The sequence below is a fragment of the Tatumella sp. UCD-D_suzukii genome, from assembly GCF_000611875.2.
GTDB classification, from domain to species: domain Bacteria; phylum Pseudomonadota; class Gammaproteobacteria; order Enterobacterales; family Enterobacteriaceae; genus Tatumella; species Tatumella ptyseos.
The window spans coordinates 1-19,052 of the sequence record NZ_JFJX01000001.1; the positions used below are offsets into that span (position 1 = coordinate 1).

The window sequence follows — 19,052 nt, forward strand, 5'->3', positions numbered from 1 at the left end:
GTGTGTTAATGGAAGCGTCTGGAAAGTCGCACGATACAGGGTGATAGTCCCGTACATGAAAATGCACACATTGTGAGTTCGAAGAGTAGGGCGGGACACGTGGTATCCTGTCTGAATATGGGGGGACCATCCTCCAAGGCTAAATACTCCTGACTGACCGATAGTGAACCAGTACCGTGAGGGAAAGGCGAAAAGAACCCCGGCGAGGGGAGTGAAAAGAACCTGAAACCGTGTACGTACAAGCAGTGGGAGCACCTTTTAGGGTGTGACTGCGTACCTTTTGTATAATGGGTCAGCGACTTATATTCTGTAGCAAGGTTAACCGTATAGGGGAGCCGCAGGGAAACCGAGTCTTAACTGGGCGTTAAGTTGCAGGGTATAGACCCGAAACCCGGTGATCTAGCCATGGGCAGGTTGAAGGTTGGGTAACACTAACTGGAGGACCGAACCGACTAATGTTGAAAAATTAGCGGATGACCTGTGGCTGGGGGTGAAAGGCCAATCAAACCGGGAGATAGCTGGTTCTCCCCGAAAGCTATTTAGGTAGCGCCTCGTGAATTCATCTCCGGGGGTAGAGCACTGTTTCGGCTAGGGGGCCATCCCGGCTTACCAACCCGATGCAAACTGCGAATACCGGAGAATGTTATCACGGGAGACACACGGCGGGTGCTAACGTCCGTCGTGAAGAGGGAAACAACCCAGACCGCCAGCTAAGGTCCCAAAGTCATAGTTAAGTGGGAAACGATGTGGGAAGGCTCAGACAGCCAGGATGTTGGCTTAGAAGCAGCCATCATTTAAAGAAAGCGTAATAGCTCACTGGTCGAGTCGGCCTGCGCGGAAGATGTAACGGGGCTAAACTATGCACCGAAGCTGCGGCAGCGACACTTATGTGTTGTTGGGTAGGGGAGCGTTCTGTAAGCCGTTGAAGGTGGTCTGTGAGGGCTGCTGGAGGTATCAGAAGTGCGAATGCTGACATGAGTAACGATAAAGCGGGTGAAAAACCCGCTCGCCGGAAGACCAAGGGTTCCTGTCCAACGTTAATCGGGGCAGGGTGAGTCGACCCCTAAGGCGAGGCTGAAAAGCGTAGTCGATGGGAAACAGGTTAATATTCCTGTACTTGGTGTTACTGCGAAGGGGGGACGGAGAAGGCTATGTCATCCGGGCGACGGTTGTCCCGGTTTAAGCGTGTAGGCTGAGATCCCAGGCAAATCCGGGATCTCTTAAGGCTGAGGCGTGATGACGAGGTACCACGGTACTGAAGTGACAGATGCCCTGCTTCCGGGAAAAGCCTCTAAGCTCCAGGTAACACGAAATCGTACCCCAAACCGACACAGGTGGTCAGGTAGAGAATACCAAGGCGCTTGAGAGAACTCGGGTGAAGGAACTAGGCAAAATGGTGCCGTAACTTCGGGAGAAGGCACGCTGGCGCGTAGGTGAAGGGACTTGCTCCCGGAGCTGAAGCCAGTCGAAGATACCAGCTGGCTGCAACTGTTTATTAAAAACACAGCACTGTGCAAACACGAAAGTGGACGTATACGGTGTGACGCCTGCCCGGTGCCGGAAGGTTAATTGATGGGGTTATCCGTAAGGAGAAGCTCTTGATCGAAGCCCCGGTAAACGGCGGCCGTAACTATAACGGTCCTAAGGTAGCGAAATTCCTTGTCGGGTAAGTTCCGACCTGCACGAATGGCGTAATGATGGCCAGGCTGTCTCCACCCGAGACTCAGTGAAATTGAAATCGCTGTGAAGATGCAGTGTACCCGCGGCAAGACGGAAAGACCCCGTGAACCTTTACTATAGCTTGACACTGAATATTGAGCCTTGATGTGCAGGATAGGTGGGAGGCACTGAAGTACGGACGCCAGTTCGTACGGAGCCAACCTTGAAATACCACCCTTTAATGTTTGATATTCTAACGTAGACCCGTAATCCGGGTTGCGGACAGTGTCTGGTGGGTAGTTTGACTGGGGCGGTCTCCTCCCAAAGAGTAACGGAGGAGCACGAAGGTTAGCTAATCACGGTCGGACATCGTGAGGTTAGTGCAAAGGCATAAGCTAGCTTGACTGCGAGAGTGACGGTTCGAGCAGGTGCGAAAGCAGGTCTTAGTGATCCGGTGGTTCTGAATGGAAGGGCCATCGCTCAACGGATAAAAGGTACTCCGGGGATAACAGGCTGATACCGCCCAAGAGTTCATATCGACGGCGGTGTTTGGCACCTCGATGTCGGCTCATCACATCCTGGGGCTGAAGTAGGTCCCAAGGGTACGGCTGTTCGCCGTTTAAAGTGGTACGCGAGCTGGGTTTAGAACGTCGTGAGACAGTTCGGTCCCTATCTGCCGTGGGCGCTGGAGAATTGAGGGGGGTTGCTCCTAGTACGAGAGGACCGGAGTGAACGCACCACTGGTGTTCGGGTTGTCATGCCAATGGCATTGCCCGGTAGCTAAGTGCGGAAAAGATAAGTGCTGAAAGCATCTAAGCACGAAACTTGCCCCGAGATGAGTTCTCCCTGACTCCTTGAGAGTCCTGAAGGGACGTTGAAGACTACGACGTTGATAGGCCGGATGTGTAAGTGCAGCGATGCATTGAGCTAACCGGTACTAATGACCCGTGAGGCTTAACCTTACAACGCCAGAGGCGTTTTGCNCTGGAGAATTGAGGGGGGTTGCTCCTAGTACGAGAGGACCGGAGTGAACGCACCACTGGTGTTCGGGTTGTCATGCCAATGGCATTGCCCGGTAGCTAAGTGCGGAAAAGATAAGTGCTGAAAGCATCTAAGCACGAAACTTGCCCCGAGATGAGTTCTCCCTGACTCCTTGAGAGTCCTGAAGGGACGTTGAAGACTACGACGTTGATAGGCCGGATGTGTAAGTGCAGCGATGCATTGAGCTAACCGGTACTAATGACCCGTGAGGCTTAACCTTACAACGCCAGAGGCGTTTTGCAGAGACGCAAAGAATTTTCAGCGAAGTTCCGGATTGCTAATTTAACAATTTAGTGGGAATGAAAGATTTTACGTTCAGACAAGGCGGTAACCGCGTGATGAGAAGGAGCATACATAAGTATGTGACTGAACAGCACAAGGGAAACCAACGCCGTATGAACGAAAAAGATTCATTTCCGCACAAAGAATTTGCCTGGCGGCAAGAGCGCGGTGGTCCCACCTGACCCCATGCCGAACTCAGAAGTGAAACGCCGTAGCGCCGATGGTAGTGTGGGGTCTCCCCATGCGAGAGTAGGGAACTGCCAGGCATCCAATNTTCAGCGAAGTTCCGGATTGCTAATTTAACAATTTAGTGGGAATGAAAGATTTTACGTTCAGACAAGGCGGTAACCGCGTGATGAGAAGGAGCATACATAAGTATGTGACTGAACAGCACAAGGGAAACCAACGCCGTATGAACGAAAAAGATTCATTTCCGCACAAAGAATTTGCCTGGCGGCAAGAGCGCGGTGGTCCCACCTGACCCCATGCCGAACTCAGAAGTGAAACGCCGTAGCGCCGATGGTAGTGTGGGGTCTCCCCATGCGAGAGTAGGGAACTGCCAGGCATCCAATTTAAAGTGCTGATATGGCTCAGTTGGTAGAGCGCACCCTTGGTAAGGGTGAGGTCCCCAGTTCGACTCTGGGTATCAGCACCAGTTATACAATTAAGTAAAAGAATTTGCCTGGCGGCAAGAGCGCGATGGTCCCACCTGAACCCATGCCGAACTCAGAAGTGAAACGTTGTAGCGCCGATGGTAGTGTGGGGTCTCCCCATGCGAGAGTAGGGAACTGCCAGGCACCAAATCAAGTAAAAGGCCCTGTCTGATGACAGGGCCTTTTATTTTTCGGGATATAAAGTAGAAAATGGCCGAAACCGCCGGATTTTCTCTCCTGAATGTCAAAAGGCCACCCGAAAGGGTGGCCTTTTTGCGTTTAATCCTCTCCCAAACTGCCGATAAAACCGGCCACAGGTTGTTTTTACGCCTTTTTTCCCGCGCAACCCACCGTCTTTTGCGGAGAGTTGCTAAACTAAGCTGAAACATTTTCATTATCGGCGAATCATTCTCGACTTTTCTGCAGTCCCACGTTAACCTTGGCTATCTGGATGTCTAAACGTTTATATGGTTAAATAAAAGGTGTCAGGTAATGCCAATCAGAGTGCCGGATGAACTCCCTGCAGTAAATTTTTTGCGTAATGAAAATGTCTTTGTGATGACCTCATCCCGTGCGCTGGTGCAGAATATCCGGCCGCTAAAAATTCTGATCCTCAACCTGATGCCAAAAAAGATAGAAACTGAAAATCAGTTTCTGCGCCTGCTTTCTAACTCGCCACTGCAACTGGATATTCAGTTATTGCGGATTGATAACCGTGAATCCAGAAACACGCCGACAGAGCATCTGGACACTTTTTACCGTAATTTCGCCGATATTCGCGATGAAAACTATGATGGTCTGATTGTCACCGGTGCGCCGCTGGGTCTGGTTGACTTTGATGATGTGGCTTACTGGCCACAGATACAGCAGGTATTACACTGGGCGAAAGATCACGTCACTTCCACGCTGTTTGTCTGCTGGGCTGTTCAGGCGGCACTAAATATTCTTTATGGGTTACCTAAAATTACCCGTGAGCAAAAGTTATCGGGCGTATACCAGCATAGTCTGGTACAGCCGCATGCATTACTGACCCGGGGGTTTGATGATCAGTTTCTGGCCCCGCATTCACGCTATGCAGATTTTCCGACGGATATTATCCGTGAACATACGGATCTTGACCTGTTTGCTGTCTCAGAAGAGACCGGGGCCTATCTGATGGCGAGCCGGGATAAACGTCTGGTCTTTGTGACCGGCCATCCGGAATATGATTCACATACATTGGCCGACGAATATTTGCGGGATATCGGTGCCGGTATTGATTCGCCGCTGCCTTATAATTACTTTCCGGGCAATAATTGTCGCCTGACACCACAAGCCAGCTGGCGTAGTCATGGTCATCTGCTGTTCTCAAACTGGCTGAATTATTATGTTTACCAGATAACACCGTATGATCTTAAACATATGACGCCGACCCTGGATTAACCCCTCCTTTCACAGGAAACCGCAGTCAGACACGATTCAGCCTTATGAAACTGCCGGTCCGATAAAATATTTATCGTCGACCCGGATTGTCTCCCGATATTCTGAGATCCGGGTAGCCCCGCCGTGGCGTCCGGCAACAGGTTACGGCCTCAGCCATTTATCATGCTGTCTGCCCGGGTTCGTTACCTTCACCTGCAGCTCACCGTCTGGCATGGAATTTTATAGAATGCTGATTCCGGAGGAGACGGTAAAAAGTCTGCCAGTACCATGGCGACGGCCAGTAAATCTGCACTTCCGCCAGGGCTCAGTCTTCGCAGAATAAAGTGACGATCCATTTCTTCCAGCTCCGTCGTTCCCCAGGGAGCCATCAGTGCTCTCTGCGCAGAATGGCGTACGAACTGCAGACCCTCTATCCCGCCGCGGGAAACCAGGTTACTGTCTGCGTTGACGGCCATTAGTCTTAACAAAGCATTATGATGCTGCCGGTCACCGCTTTCCTGGTGCCAGTAAGGTAGTACATACCGGCGGACGGTAAGAAATCCGCTTTCTGCTTCTCCTCTGGCACCGGTCAGGGAATACTGCTGATAGAGCCTGGCGCCCGCAGATGACGGTGCCTGACCAGAGGCCAGTTCACGGGCCACCATTCCCTGACAGATAGCGCTGATTTCCAGGCACAATGCCGTGGTGCTGAGGGGCTCTTTTCGCCCGGCTAAACGACCGGCAGCACAGCACAGCAGTCCCAGAGAAAATATCCCTCCCTGATGAGTATTCACCTGCCCGGTGGCAGAAAACATCGCTTTTTCACATGCCAGCCCTGCGGGCCGTAGCAAAGACAACTGATTTTCCGCCGGCAGGAAAGCGTGTCTGTACCCCAGTTGCTCAAATACCGTAAACCACGGGGTGATTGCACGGATACTCTGCATAAACAGAGCGTGATCCATATCATGGTGGGCACCGTTATTATTACGGTCAACCAGTCCCGGCTTGGGGGTCAGGTCCAGCTCACGTTGTAGTGCGGCGATCACTTTTTCCGGCAGCGTGGTGACCGGAGCACTAATTACGGGTAAACCAGTCATTGATGATCTTCTCTACGCTTGCCAGGACCTCTGTCTGAGAATGGCATTGTGAACGGGAACAACAGGCTGCTGGTTCATTGCATACCAGGCATCTGCGGCTATGCCGGTTCAGTGATTGCCTGCCGACGGGGCCGGCGACCGGACAGATGACATCAAAGTCCCAGAGCCTGCCCAGCGGATGGGTTTGTTCAGTGTCAATCAGATGTGCTTTTACCTCCGGGGCCGGGTGATCGACACACCATAAGGCTTCCGGCCCTGTCGGCAGCCAGTTTACTTCCCTGGCGATGACTGGCCAGCCATTATTCCTCAGCCGCTGGTCACACACCCGGAGCGCAACCCCCATGATATTTTCATAGCGGGCACTGGTTTTCACCGGGCCCGGCGTGACCAGAGTCAGAGAAATGAGCGGCCGGGAATAACGGCCTGACCATTCCGCCTGACGTTTCGCGCGTTCTTCTTTAGCCAGTAACAACGCTTCCAGGCTGACAGAAGTCCGGGTATGCCCCCGAATCACCATAATTATTCCTCCTTCAGTATCTGGCGGACCACATCAATGACACTGCCGTCACGGTAGTGGATGATACCGACGACTTTATCGGTAAATTTTATCGGCTGTGGCTCACCACAAATCAGTAATGCGCGCTGCCAGAGATCATCAATGGACAGGATGGCCATCCCCGCATCAATAAGACGCTGGCGGAGATCCGGGCGGGAAGGGTTGACGGCAATCCCATGGTCAGTGACCAGAATATCGATGCTTTCTCCGGGGGTGACCCGCGTAGTGACGCGTTTGACCACTGTCGGAATACGGGTGCGGATTAAAGGGGCGACCACAATGGTCAGATTCGCGGCTGCAGCGACGTCACAATGCCCTCCGGATGCGCCCCGCATCACACCATCTGACCCGGTGATCACATTGACGTTAAAATCGAGATCGATCTCCAGTGCACTGAGGATCACCACATCCAGTTGGTCACAGCTGGCACCTTTACTGGCAGGGTTTGCGTAGACATTAGTGGAGATTTCAATGTGCTGAGGATTACGGGCCAGAGATCCGGCGGCCTGACTGTCAAAGCACTGTGTATCGAGCAGCGTTTCGATCAATCCTTTTTCATGAAGATCCACCAGGCTCCCGGTGATCCCGCCGAGAGCAAAACGGGCGTGGATCCCCTGCGCGGCCATTTTGTCGCCCAGGAACCGGGTACAGGCGGTTGCTGCGGCTCCGGAGCCGGTCTGCATAGAAAAACCTGGTGTGAAATAGCCTGAATGTTCAATAACATCAGCGGCACGGCGGGCAATCAGTAACTCACGGGGGTTGCCCGTCATCCTCGCTGCGCCAACACCGATCTTTGCAGGATCGCCCACGCATGCCGTACGAACAACATAATCCACCTGATCCTGCAAAATACTGGCCGGTAAATTCGGGTAGGGCAGCAGATCTTCGGTCAGCAGTATCACTGTGCGGGCATAACGGGCATCAGTCATTGCATAGCCGAGTGAGCCACAGGCCGAATGGCTGCCTGTGCCACGGGCATTGCCGAACTCATCGCAACCGGGGACGGCCAGGAAGGCAACATCAATCGTGATTTCACCGTCCTGCAGTAGTTTCACCCGTCCGCCGTGTGAATGGATATGAACGGGGTTTTCCATCAATCCGTTGGAGATGGCTTCTGCCAGCTTACCTCGCATTCCGGACGTATAAATGGAGGTGATGACCCCCTGACGGATCGGTTCAATCAGGGGAGAGTTGCAGCTCATTAACGAACTGGATGCTAACGTCAGATCCTTAAAGCCCAGAGAGGCCAGCACGGTCACCACATCATTAATGACCTTATCCCCTTCGCGGAAGGCATGATGAAAAGAGATGGTCATCCCGTCTTTTAACCCGCTACGGCGTATTGCCTCCTCCAGTGAGTGACAGAGTTTACGGGTGCGTTTTTCCCGCGGGTCAGCAAGCCAGGGAGTGGCGTCATTCGCACCGCCGAAAGGTACAGAAGGGGTAGTGCCGGACAGGCTATCGATAGCGTTCATTCTCTCATCCTTAGTGATATAAACCGGAGGCAGCAGCACGTTCAAGAACGGTCTGCGCATGGTTGATAATGGGGGCATCGATCATTTTTCCGTTCAGTGAGACCACGCCCAGACCTTGTTTTTCTCCTTCACTGGCCGCTTCAATCACCTGTTTTGCATGTTCTACTTCCTGCGGAGTCGGGGAAAAGGCATGGTGCAACAGCGCTATCTGACGGGGATTGATCAGTGATTTCCCGTTAAATCCCATCCGGCGGATCAGGTCGGTTTCTTTCAGGAAACCTTGCTCATCATTGATATCGGACCAGACCACATCAAACGCATCAATACCGGCGGCCCGGGCAGCGTGGAGCACTGCACAACGCGCATAAAACAATTCGGTACCGTCACCCCGCTCGGTCTGCATATCCATGACATAATCGAAAGCGGCCAGTGCTATCCCTATCAGGCGTGGTGAACTGCGGGCGATGGCCACGGCATTAATGACTCCGGTCGCGGACTCTATCGCGGCCATCAGGCGTGTCGAGCCTGTCTGGCGTCCGCAGGCTTTTTCAATGGCTTCGAGATGCGTTTCCAGTACGTAAATATCTTCCGGTGAGTCTGTTTTTGGAAGGCGGATTACATCGGCACCGGCGTATACGGCAGCATGAAGATCCTTTAGTCCGAAAGGGGTGGTTAATGCATTGATACGGACAACTTTTTCAATATCCCGGTACATCGGATGCTGTAATGCGTGAAATACCAGCAGTCGTCCTGCATCTTTTTCATGTACCGACACAGCATCTTCCAGATCGAACATAATGGAATCCGGCCGATAGATAAATGCAGTGGAAAGCATGGCCGCACTGGTCCCGGGCACAAACAGCATACTGCGACGAAGTTTTTTCATACCAGCTTCTCCGGGTCCAGTGAAGTGACTTCTGCGGCACGTAAAACGGCGCACTGTATCCGTGCGCGAAGCACGCAATCGAGAGCGCCTTTATCTTCGATAATGACTAATCCGCTGTTAACGCCCAGAGTTGCCAGTGTTTGTACGGCGACCGCATGGATTTGCTGTCCGAACTGCTGCATGACCTCACTGCGGATCACTATTTCTGTTATGCCGTCCGCAGGGATCACTTTGATCTTTGCATCTCCGGATTCCAGAGTGCCTGCTAACGCCTCTCTGAGAATATTCATGATATTTTTCCTTTTTATTCAGTGTGATACCAGTTGCGCGCTATGCTGCGCCTCCAGATACGAATAGGTGGTCCGCGGAACCTTGTTACGTAGCTGGTCATAATGCCGGCCAGCCAGTAACCGGCGAACTTCTGAGGCTGAAACTGCCGTTCCGTCAGGGCTGGAAATTCGGGGTATTTCTTTCACCGTTATCTTTCCGGCCAGCAGGGTATGCATCGTTTCGTTATAACGACGGGTGGTCGGACAAAAGGGCTCAGAGCCGATATAGCGGTGGGTGATCCCCAGTGCCGGTGCGATGTGATCGCGAAAAAGGAGAAGATCGATAGCGCACCAGGCCTGATCGACGACGGGAGTTTCTTTCAGGAAATAGGCCGGGAAGGTCGCTCGTGAAATAATGTAGGGAGACCCGCCATGCACCGTGACATTGGGCAGATGTGCCACCCCCCGGGTGACCAGAGTAAGCCTGTCGGCATAAGAAAAGAACGAACCTTCTTCACCGACTAAAAACAGGTGTAACCAGTCACACTGACGTGCCGCCTGCTCTGCGAGGAACTGATGGCCAAGGGTGAATGGATTAGCATTCATCACAATTGCTGCGATTTTCCCCCCGGGTTGACGCCATTGCGCTAACTGCCGGCAGTAATGCTGCAGACCCACGGGATTATTTTCCATCAGAACTGCACGATCCCCCTCCTGTGCCAGGGGCCAGAAACCACACTGGCGGAACTGCCCGATATTCTCCGGACGGGTACAGAGGAACAGTGTGGAGATCCGGTTCCTCAGAGCGAAACCTTCCAGTTCAGACAGTAACCGGGCGGTCAGATTCATGCCGCGCCAGGGAAGGTCAGTCACCACACATTTGATGATATTGCCGGCGAGACCGGCACAGCCCGCCAGCCGGTGGCCGATAAAGGCTTCGGCAAAAAATTCGATATCGGCATCGGGTTGTATATTGTACTGCTGAAGAAACGTGTTAATGCGTTCAACGCGCTGAGCGTGTCCGGCGACGCGGGTGAGACGCAGTTGAAATGCGGGCAGTCTGTCCATGGCATTCAGGCGCTCCTTTTTCTCGCAGGCAATGTCGTCACCACGGGATCATCGGCGACGGTGTTGATCAGATGGCCGATCTGTTCTATTTCCACTTCGACCCGATCTCCGGCGTACATAAAAAGAGGAGGATGGCGCTTTTTCCCGACCCCGCCGGGGGACCCGGTAATGATGACATCGCCGGGGCTGAGCCGGGTGAACGTGCTGATATATTCAATCAGCCCGGGAATTTTATGGATCATATGGCAGGTATTATCCTGCTGAACGACGTTGCCGTTCAGCCAGGTTCTGATCATCAGGTTATGGGGATCGTCGATTTCATCGCTGGTGGTCAGGCAGGGCCCGAAGCTGCCGGTATTACGCCAGTTTTTCCCTGCGGTAAACCAGCTGTGCTGCCAGTCTCGTGCTGAGCCATCCATATAACAGCTGTAACCGGCAATATGGTTAAGCGCCTGGCTGCGGGGAATATGGCTGCCCCCGATACCGATAATGACCGCCAGCTCACCTTCATAGTCAAATTCATTGGAATAATAAGGTTTAAGCAGCGGTGTGTTATGGCCGGTCTGTGAATCCGGAAAACGAATAAATAAGGTCGGTGCAGGATCCGTTTGCTCAAATTCCTGACGTTTTTCAGCGTAATTCATCCCGACACACAGTATTTTATTCGGATGCTCAATGACCGGTAAGTAATGAACTTCCTGCCCGGTAAAGTCTGCCTCCTCTCCGAGATACTGCTGTACGGAAGCGAGTTGCCCCGCCTCCAGTAATGATTTCAGGTCAGGAAACCGGAGGCTCAGGCGACTGCCTAAATCGATAATCCCCTCAGGTGTCACTATCCCGTAACTGCGGGTTCCCTGGTGCAGATAACTGGCAATTTTCATTTTACGTCCTGCAAAATACGGTTAAATAAGGAAGTTACCCAGAATAAGTAACGACACTGAAACGTTAATGGCCCCCCCGATACGGGTCGCAATCTGTGCGAATGGCATTAACACCATCCGGTTGCCTGCGGTAAGAATGGCGACATCCCCGGTGCCGCCTTGTCCGCTCTGACAGCAGGAAATGATGGCGACATCAATGGGGTGCATGCCCAGTTTTTTACCCACGAAGAAGCCGGTGACGACCAGTGAGAAGACGGTGCTGATAATGATCAGCAGATTACTCAGCGTGAAGGCATTCACCAGTTCCTGCCACGGTGTGATAGCGACGCCGACAGCAAACAGAATCGGGTAGGTGACGGCGGTCTGAAAGAATTTGTACACCACCTGAGAGCCCGCCAGCAGACGGGGAGATACGCCGTTGACGAGTTTGATAAACACCGCGACGAAGAGCATGCCGACCGGAGCGGGTAAGCCGATGTATTTATGGCCCAGCATACCGACCATATAGAGCAGTACGGCCAGCAGCACTCCGGAGGCAAAGGTGGTGACATCCGGTGCAGCACTGACCGGCTGAGGGAGCTCTTCAGGTTTACCGGAAAGACCGGCGTTAGCTGAAGATGCCGGCATAAGCTGACCTTCTCCGGTTAAGTGCGGGTAACGTTTACCGAGCTGATTTAAGCAGCCGGAAATCACGATGGCGGTCAGACTACCGAGCATGACCATCGGCAGCACCCGGCCGAGTGCCACGCCCTGTTCCATGTGAAGTAACGTGGCATAGCCAATCGACAGAGGGATGGCCCCCTCACCGACACCGCCGGCCATAATGGGTAAGATGATAAAGAAGAAAATCTGGAAAGGTTCCAGCCCGAGTGCGATCCCGACCCCCATACCGACCAGCATCCCCACGATTTCACCGCACAGCATCGGGAAAAAGATACGCAGGAACCCCTGAATTAACGTGGTCCGGTTCATACTCATAATACTGCCGACAATAATGCAGCAGATATAAAGATAAAGAATGTTAGTGGATTTATAGAACGTCTTCGTGGACTGAATGACGACGTCCGGTAGTAAACCATAATAAACCAGTGCCGAGGGAATAAAGGTCGCACAGATAGCCGCGGCACCAATTTTACCGACAATCGGCAGCCGCTTACCAAATTCACCACAGGCGAAACCGAAAAAGGCAAGGGTTGCGACCATGACGACAATATCACTGGCAAGCTGACCTGCCAGACAATCAATAGTGATAAGAACACCGCAGAGTATAAATAAAGGCAGCGGAATAATTCCTATTTTCCAGGTATCCAGGATATGCCACCACTTTTCTTTTAGCGATTTTTTTTCCGTCGTGGGTACTGAGATATGTTTTATCATCATTGCTCTCCTTATTGTTACGCTAAAGTGTGCAGGTGCCGGGCTATTGATGTTGTGATAAGGCATTTAATTATTGAGGAGATTTTATGGCGATTATGGTTTTTATGGATTTTAAGGCGTTAATGGATTTAAACAGCAGAAGTCAGCTCAGGGATATTAATTTTAATTTAGTAATATGTTTTATTTTTGTTTTCTTTTTTTTGAATTTATGTTTTTCGGATTGAAGAAGCGCAACTGAAATGAATCCTTCGCAGACAAATAAGCTGTGCAAAGGATCACAAGTTCTTTTGAAAATAAAATAGGATGAAATGAATAATGTTATATTACCAATAGTGTCAGCATACTCTGGCGGACGGGATATGAAACTCTCTTTTCAGATAAAGTTATTTATCTCACTGATGGTGATGTTTTTATTATTATTTTCGGTTTTTGCACTCTATTACTATCTCGAGGCAGGGCGACGGGTTTCTCAGGAAATGGGCGTACGGACACGGGTGCAGGCGGATTTGATCTCTGCTATGCCGGAATTACGTTCTGCGGTAATCCAAAGAGATCTTCAGAAAATAAAACACGTTATGAGTAATATCGTTCCGCTGAGTGACGCCAGTTTTATTGTTATCGGAGATAATAAAATAAATCACTTATATCATTCGGTGAGCCAGGAAAAAGTCGGCACTCCGCTGGTGGGCGGGGATAACGATGAAGTCCTGCGGGGTAAAACGGTGATCACCTGCCGTCGGGGCGGGTTAGGGATCTCTTTACGGAGTAAAGCCCCGGTATTTGATAACCTGGGAAATGTGGTCGGGATTGTTTCTGTCGGATATCTGAAAAGCGATATTGATAATATTACGTTAAGCAAAGCAGTTAATGCGTTCATTATTCTTTCCCTTCTGCTGGTAAGTTTATTTATATATTCCTGGTTTTTTACACGAAGTATAAAAAAACAGATGTTTTCTCTGGAACCCGGGGAGATAGGGCTGCTGGTCCGGCAGCAAAAAGCGATGCTTGAATCCATTTTTGAAGGCGTGATTGCTATCGATGACCAGTTAAGCGTTATTGTGGTGAATAAAGCGGCTCAGCTCCTGCTCGGGATTAATGGTACAGAAAAAGCGCTTACGGAAAAAAAGATCCATCAGCTGATAAAGCCGGTGACATTCTTTGATCTGCCGGTCATGCTGGAAAACGATACCCATGATGAAATTTGTCATTTTAATCAGCGGACCGTTATCGCCAGCCGTGTCCGTATATGGCAGGAAGATAAATTACAGGGATGGGTGATTACGTTTCGTGATCGACAGGAAATAGAGAGTCTGACCGCTCGCTTAAGCCAGGTGAAGTGTTATCTGGAAAATTTACGGATAATGCATCATGAGCAGTTAAACCAGACCACCGTGATCTCCGGATTATTACAATCCGGCCGATATCAGGAAGCCATCAACTTTATTCAGTTACAGTCTGAACATGCACAAAGTGTTCTGGATTTTATCTCAGCGCATTTTGCTTCGCCAATGTTATGCGGCTTGCTGCTGGGGAAAGTCTCACGTGCCAGGGAGAAAGGGGTCGAACTGATTTTTGACCCGACCAGTGAGCTGTTACAGCCTTTTCACGGGCTACCGGAATCGGAACTGATCTCTGTGATCGGTAATTTGCTGGATAATGCGATTGAAGCGACGCAACAGGTTGATCCTTTACACCGAAGGATCGAGGTGTTGATTGCCGGGGGGAATGGGGAGCTGATCATTGAAGTCGCTGATAACGGTGTCGGGATCCCGCCAGAGCTGAAAGATCATCTGTTTGAGCGCGGAATAACCTCAAAGGATAGTGAAGGCCACGGTATCGGACTGTATCTGGTTCACAGCTTTGTCACGCAGGCAGGGGGAGTGATTGAAGTGACTGAAAACCCCGGGGGAGGGACCCTTTTTTCTGTATTTATTCCTGAACGCCCGTCGGATCTGACTGATCCCTGAATGTCAGGATCAGCACTAACGAAAGATAACGCTTATGCCTGATGATCACATTGATGTACTGATTGTTGAAGATGAAAGTGCCCTGGCACAGTTACATGCCGGGCTTGTGAATAATTTTCCGTGTCTGCGGGTCATCGGGATTGCTTCCACCCTCCGGCAGGCCAAAGAGATGATTGAACAACGCAGTCCGCAACTGGTATTGCTGGATAACTATTTACCGGACGGACAGGGGATCACATTAATCAGCTCAGCCATGTTCAGTCGCGCTCAGTGTGCCGTTATTTTTATTACCGCCGCCAGTGATATGAATACCTGCAGCCAGGCCATCCGTGTGGGGGCCTTCGACTATATTCTTAAACCGGTATCGTTGAAGCGATTAAGCCAGTCGCTGGAAAACTTTATCCGTTTCAGCCGGCAGCAACGGGAGTGGAAAATTGTAGACCAGAAAAATGTAGATTCCCTCTACCAGCTACAGGCTAAAAATTTTCGACAGCGGGAAACGGATAAAGGGATTGAGGAAAATACCCTGGCCCGGGTACGAAAGCTTTTTACGGATGACCAATCCTGTCTGAGTGTGGATGAGGTGATGACAGGCTCCGGCCTGAGTAAAACAACGGCCAGGCGCTATCTGGAATACTGTGTCAGAGCAAAGTTACTGGGCGTGGAACTGGTTTACGGCAAAATAGGCCACCCCCGACGTTTGTATCGTCACCGTAAAGCAGGTGAGCCGTGACGGGATCCCGGCGGAAAGTCGTGGTCAGGTTTCAACATTGATGCACAGGGCATCATATCGCCAGTATTCATGATCACAATCGATTACCTGCTGATGCTGGTTCTGATTAATCCGTGTGATACAAATTCCCGGGCTGCCCGAGGCGACATTCAGTGCCGGGGCGGCAAATACCGGCAGAGGGCCAGGCAGAACGGTAAAGCGCACCCCGCCATAACGAATGTTATAGAGTTTCTCATACAAATGGGTCAGGGAAAGGGTCAGGTCTTCCTGCAGCAGATTCGGGAAAAAAGCCGGATTCAGATAATGCTCTACATAGAGGACTGCCCGTCCATCAATACGTCTTCTCCGCCGGATACAAAACAGGGTATCGCCGGTCCCGACCTGTAATTGCTGTGCCAGTAGCGGGGTTGCGGAGATCTTGTCGGCACTGAGCACTTCGGTATTTGCCTGTCTGCCCTGACGGGCCGCCATTTCATGAAAATGGCTGCGTAACAGAGGGTTATAGACCAGTCTGGGAGGGGCGATAAACCATCCGCGTCGGAGTTCACGATAGATCTCGCCGCGCGATTCAAGTAAGGCTAATGCTTCACGCAGAGTAATTCGGGTGGTGGAGTATTCTTCGCTGAGTTGCCTTTCTGAAGGCAGGCGTCTGTTGATAAACTCATTGTTCTTCAGTCTCTTAAATAAAGAGTCCGCAATCATATCTACCGTTTTAGTGTTTCCGGAGATCACGTGTCAGCCCTGTGTTGGTGCATACCTGCACTTACGGAGTTCATTTTCAGAAGAAAGTCAGATGTCAGTTCTGTCAGCGGCCACCGCTGCAGCTTGCAGAGTATTGTAAAAACACAGCTATCACAACGCTGTCATAAAATTTTCATACGCTGTCACTATATTGGCTTGGATTTTGCTGGACTAGACCAGTGAGCTTGTCACTTATCCGCAGGAGCCCGATATGAAAGCCAGTATTGTAACTCTGTTATCAGCCGCTATTTTTCTTGCTCTTCCCGCGGCGCATGCTGCGGACAATAACCTTGCTGCGCTTGAGAAAGCCGCCCGTAGCGAAGGTCAGGTCAACAGTGTCGGTATGCCTGATAGCTGGGCAGACTGGAAAGATACCTGGAATGACATCAGCCGGACGTATGGTATTAAGCACAGCGACACGGATATGTCATCGGCACAGGAGCTGGCGAAATTTGCCGCCGAAAAACAGAATGCCACCGCAGATATCGGCGATGTCGGGGCAGCATTTGGTCCGATCGCAGTCGAAAGAGGTCTGGCGATGGCTTACAAGCCGGATCACTGGGATCAGATCCCTGACTGGGCGAAGGATCAAGGGGGCCACTGGATGCTGGCTTATACCGGTACCATCGCCTTCCTGGTGGATAAACAGCAGGTAAAAGATGTCCCTCACAGCTGGGCTGACCTGAAAAAAGGCAAATATGTTGTCACCATCGGGGATGTCGGGGTAGCGGCACAGGCGGCGAATGGTGTGCTGGCCGCTAACTATGCCCTGGGCGGTGATGAAAAGAACCTGAAACCGGCGCTGACCTTCTTCGGTGATTTAGCCAAACAAGGGCGTCTTGGCTTAACCGATCCGGTGATCGCGAATATCGAAAAAGGTGAGATCCAGGTGGCTGTCGTCTGGGATTTCAACGGACTTAACTACCGTGATCAGATCGATAAAAACCGTTATGAAGTGATCATCCCGTCAGACGGATCGGTCACTTCCGGCTATACCACTATCATCAACAAATACGCAAAACATCCGAATGCCGCCAAACTGGCGCGGGAATTTATTTTCTCCGATGCCGGACAAATTAACCTGGCACGCGGCTACGCCCGCCCTATCCGTGCGCAATATCTTAAATTACCTGCCGATGTTCAGGCCAAACTGCTGCCTGCCTCAGAATATAAAAATGCCCGTCCTGTCAGGGATCAGGCCGCCTGGGATAAGTCATCGAAAATGTTGCCGTCTCTGTGGCAGCAATACGTGATGATCAATATGCAGCAATAACCGATGACCCGGAGGTAAGTGATGAAAACAATACTGGTGGTACTGGATGGGCTGAGTGACAGCGTGGCCGGGTATGCCATGGGGTATTTACACGCTGAATGTGCTCAGGGTAATGGCCAGTATTATTCCATTACCTGTGAATTACCTTCACTGTCGAGACCGCTCTATGAATGTATCCTGACCGGCGTTCCGCCGGTCATCAGCGGGATCATTCATAACGGTGTCTCCCGTATGAGTCACCAGCGCAGTATTTTCCATTATGCCCGTGCGGCCGGGCAGGTGACGGCGGCGGCCGCTTACCACTGGGTCAGTGAGCTTTATAACCGCACGCCGTTTAATGCGGTCCGCGACCGCCATACCCTGGATCCTGAATTGCCCATTCAGTACGGGCATTTCTATTCCGATGACAGTTATCCGGACTCTCACCTGTTCGAGGATGCTGAAAGTTTGAGATTGCAGCACGACCCGGATTTTTTACTGATCCATCCGATGAATGTGGATGATGCCGGGCATAAGTTCGGGCTTGATTCCACCCAATACCGTAACCGGGCCCGCAGAGCTGATGGTTATCTGTCGCACTGGATGCCGCAATGGCTGGCACAGGGCTATCAGGTGATTGTGACCTCTGACCACGGTATGAATGAGGACCATTCGCACGGAGGAACACTCCCTGAAGAAACCGGGGTCCCGCTATTTGTGTTTGGTCAGGCATTCTCACTACAGAAGGTTCTCAGCCCACGACAGACCGAGCTTTGCGGCACGGTATGTGAAATTCTGGGTGTTCCTCACGATAAACCCGTTTGCCGGGGTTTGTTAGCACGAGCCTTCAGGGAGGAGGAATGAAAGGAAAACGTGTAGCCCTGCTGTGGCTGCTCCCCTTTGCTGTCTTTTATCTGGCTTTCCAGGTCGCTCCGCTGGCCTGGGTTGCCGGAAACAGTTTCTGGAGCGATGTTAACAGCCGCTGGGGGCTGGATAATTACCATGACATTCTGACCTCACCGTTCTATCTGCAGGCGATCCGTTTTTCGCTGGATATTTCGTTCTGGTCGAGTCTGTATGGCGTGTTGATCTCGCTGGTGGCAGGGTACTCCCTCAGTCAGCTGGCAGAAAGCAAACTGCATCGGTTCCTGCTGGCTTTCACCAATATGACCAGTAACTTTGCCGGTGTGCCGCTGGCCTTTGCCTTTATTATTCTGCTGGGGCTGAACGGGTGCCTGACACTCATCATGCGCCGCTATGGTATGGGCGGAGACTTCCGGCTGTTTTCCCGTGACGGCATGATAGTGGTCTATACCTGGTTTCAGATCCCGCTCGGGGTGATGTTACTGCTGCCTGCTTTTGATGGCCTGAAAAAGGAGTGGCGGGAATCTGCAGCGTTGCTCGGTGCCGGACGTCTTAGCTACTGGCGTCACGTTGCACTGCCCATTCTCTCACCGGCATTACTGGGTACATTTGTGATCCTTCTGGCAAATGCTCTCGGAGCGTATGCCACCATCTATGCATTGACCAGCGGTAATTTTAACGTCGTCCCCGTACGGATCGCAGCTCTGGTCTCCGGAGATATTTCACTCGACCCCTATATGGGGAGCGCGTTAGCGATGTTGCTGGTTGTGCTGCTGACAGTGATCACCGTCGTACAGCAGTACCTGGTGCGTCGCAGCTACTTAAATGTTAAACGCAGTTGAAGGGAGTC

15 protein-coding genes, 1 tRNA gene and 4 rRNA genes are annotated in these 19,052 nt (G+C 51.5%); 11 read left to right on the top strand and 9 right to left on the bottom strand.

From position 1 onward, the window contains the following. The 6 genes from CG67_RS00005 to metA all read left to right on the top strand — a co-directional run. Positions 1-2,621 (top strand): 23S ribosomal RNA (locus tag CG67_RS00005); the annotation flags it as partial. A 511-nt stretch (positions 2,622-3,132) separates the two neighbouring features. After that, positions 3,133-3,248: ribosomal RNA gene (gene rrf, locus CG67_RS00010) — 5S ribosomal RNA — on the top strand. Positions 3,249-3,431: 183 nt separating this feature from the next. Then, positions 3,432-3,547 (top strand): 5S ribosomal RNA (rrf, locus tag CG67_RS00015). A 14-nt stretch (positions 3,548-3,561) separates the two neighbouring features. Continuing rightward, a tRNA-Thr gene (locus tag CG67_RS00020) sits at positions 3,562-3,637 on the top strand. A 26-nt stretch (positions 3,638-3,663) separates the two neighbouring features. After that, a 5S ribosomal RNA gene (gene rrf / locus CG67_RS00025) occupies positions 3,664-3,779 on the top strand. 348 nt (positions 3,780-4,127) lie between these two features. After that, positions 4,128-5,057 carry a homoserine O-succinyltransferase gene (gene metA, locus CG67_RS00030; protein ID WP_025900930.1) on the top strand — a complete coding sequence of 310 codons (930 nt, stop codon included), beginning with the start codon at positions 4,128-4,130 and terminating at the stop codon, positions 5,055-5,057. A 188-nt stretch (positions 5,058-5,245) separates the two neighbouring features. Here metA and citG read toward each other — a convergent pair whose 3' ends face one another. The 8 genes from citG to CG67_RS00070 are packed head-to-tail and all read right to left on the bottom strand — an operon-like array spanning position 5,246 to position 12,648. Beyond that, the gene (gene citG, locus CG67_RS00035; RefSeq protein ID WP_025900931.1) at positions 5,246-6,133 is read right to left on the bottom strand and encodes a triphosphoribosyl-dephospho-CoA synthase CitG; all 888 of its coding nucleotides are present in this window, start codon (positions 6,131-6,133) and stop codon (positions 5,246-5,248) included. Then, positions 6,111-6,650: a citrate lyase holo-[acyl-carrier protein] synthase gene (citX, locus tag CG67_RS00040; protein ID WP_025900932.1), complete on the bottom strand. Its 540-nt coding sequence runs from the start codon at positions 6,648-6,650 to the stop codon at positions 6,111-6,113. Before citX ends, citG begins: the two co-directional genes overlap by 23 nt. 2 nt (positions 6,651-6,652) lie before the next feature. After that, positions 6,653-8,164 carry a citrate lyase subunit alpha gene (gene citF / locus CG67_RS00045; RefSeq protein WP_025900933.1) on the bottom strand — a complete coding sequence of 504 codons (1,512 nt, stop codon included), beginning with the start codon at positions 8,162-8,164 and terminating at the stop codon, positions 6,653-6,655. Positions 8,165-8,174: 10 nt separating this feature from the next. Beyond that, positions 8,175-9,050 carry a citrate (pro-3S)-lyase subunit beta gene (gene citE, locus CG67_RS00050; RefSeq protein WP_025900934.1) on the bottom strand — a complete coding sequence of 292 codons (876 nt, stop codon included), beginning with the start codon at positions 9,048-9,050 and terminating at the stop codon, positions 8,175-8,177. Continuing rightward, positions 9,047-9,340 (bottom strand): citrate lyase acyl carrier protein, encoded by a 294-nt coding sequence (citD, locus tag CG67_RS00055; protein ID WP_025900935.1) that lies wholly within the window; start codon positions 9,338-9,340, stop codon positions 9,047-9,049. The genes citE and citD overlap by 4 nt, the downstream gene beginning before the upstream one ends. Before the next feature lie 18 nt (positions 9,341-9,358). Further along, entirely contained in the window at positions 9,359-10,387 is a 1,029-nt protein-coding gene (gene citC / locus CG67_RS00060) for a [citrate (pro-3S)-lyase] ligase (protein ID WP_025900936.1), read from the bottom strand. A 5-nt stretch (positions 10,388-10,392) separates the two neighbouring features. Next, complete coding sequence (locus CG67_RS00065) at positions 10,393-11,268, bottom strand: fumarylacetoacetate hydrolase family protein (RefSeq protein ID WP_025900937.1); 876 nt, start codon at positions 11,266-11,268, stop codon at positions 10,393-10,395. Between the two features lie 21 nt (positions 11,269-11,289). After that, the gene (locus tag CG67_RS00070; protein ID WP_025900938.1) at positions 11,290-12,648 is read right to left on the bottom strand and encodes a 2-hydroxycarboxylate transporter family protein; all 1,359 of its coding nucleotides are present in this window, start codon (positions 12,646-12,648) and stop codon (positions 11,290-11,292) included. 356 nt (positions 12,649-13,004) lie between these two features. On the opposite strand from CG67_RS00070, the gene CG67_RS00075 reads away from it, so the two are divergent. Both CG67_RS00075 and CG67_RS00080 read left to right on the top strand, forming a co-directional pair. Further along, positions 13,005-14,612 carry a sensor histidine kinase gene (locus CG67_RS00075; RefSeq protein WP_025900939.1) on the top strand — a complete coding sequence of 536 codons (1,608 nt, stop codon included), beginning with the start codon at positions 13,005-13,007 and terminating at the stop codon, positions 14,610-14,612. A 34-nt stretch (positions 14,613-14,646) separates the two neighbouring features. After that, complete coding sequence (locus CG67_RS00080) at positions 14,647-15,345, top strand: response regulator (RefSeq protein WP_025900940.1); 699 nt, start codon at positions 14,647-14,649, stop codon at positions 15,343-15,345. 24 nt (positions 15,346-15,369) lie between these two features. On the opposite strand, the gene CG67_RS00085 is transcribed toward CG67_RS00080, so the two are convergent. Next, complete coding sequence (locus tag CG67_RS00085) at positions 15,370-16,047, bottom strand: UTRA domain-containing protein (RefSeq protein WP_025900941.1); 678 nt, start codon at positions 16,045-16,047, stop codon at positions 15,370-15,372. A 250-nt stretch (positions 16,048-16,297) separates the two neighbouring features. Here CG67_RS00085 and CG67_RS00090 point away from each other — a divergent pair, with 250 nt between their 5' ends. The 3 genes from CG67_RS00090 to CG67_RS00100 are packed head-to-tail and all read left to right on the top strand — an operon-like array spanning position 16,298 to position 19,044. Beyond that, entirely contained in the window at positions 16,298-17,359 is a 1,062-nt protein-coding gene (locus CG67_RS00090) for an ABC transporter substrate-binding protein (protein WP_025900942.1), read from the top strand. A 21-nt stretch (positions 17,360-17,380) separates the two neighbouring features. Beyond that, on the top strand, positions 17,381-18,202 hold the full coding sequence (locus CG67_RS00095) for an alkaline phosphatase family protein (protein ID WP_025900943.1): 822 nt from the start codon (positions 17,381-17,383) through the stop codon (positions 18,200-18,202). After that, entirely contained in the window at positions 18,199-19,044 is an 846-nt protein-coding gene (locus CG67_RS00100; RefSeq protein ID WP_025900944.1) for an ABC transporter permease subunit, read from the top strand. Before CG67_RS00095 ends, CG67_RS00100 begins: the two co-directional genes overlap by 4 nt. Positions 19,045-19,052 lie beyond the last annotated feature (8 nt).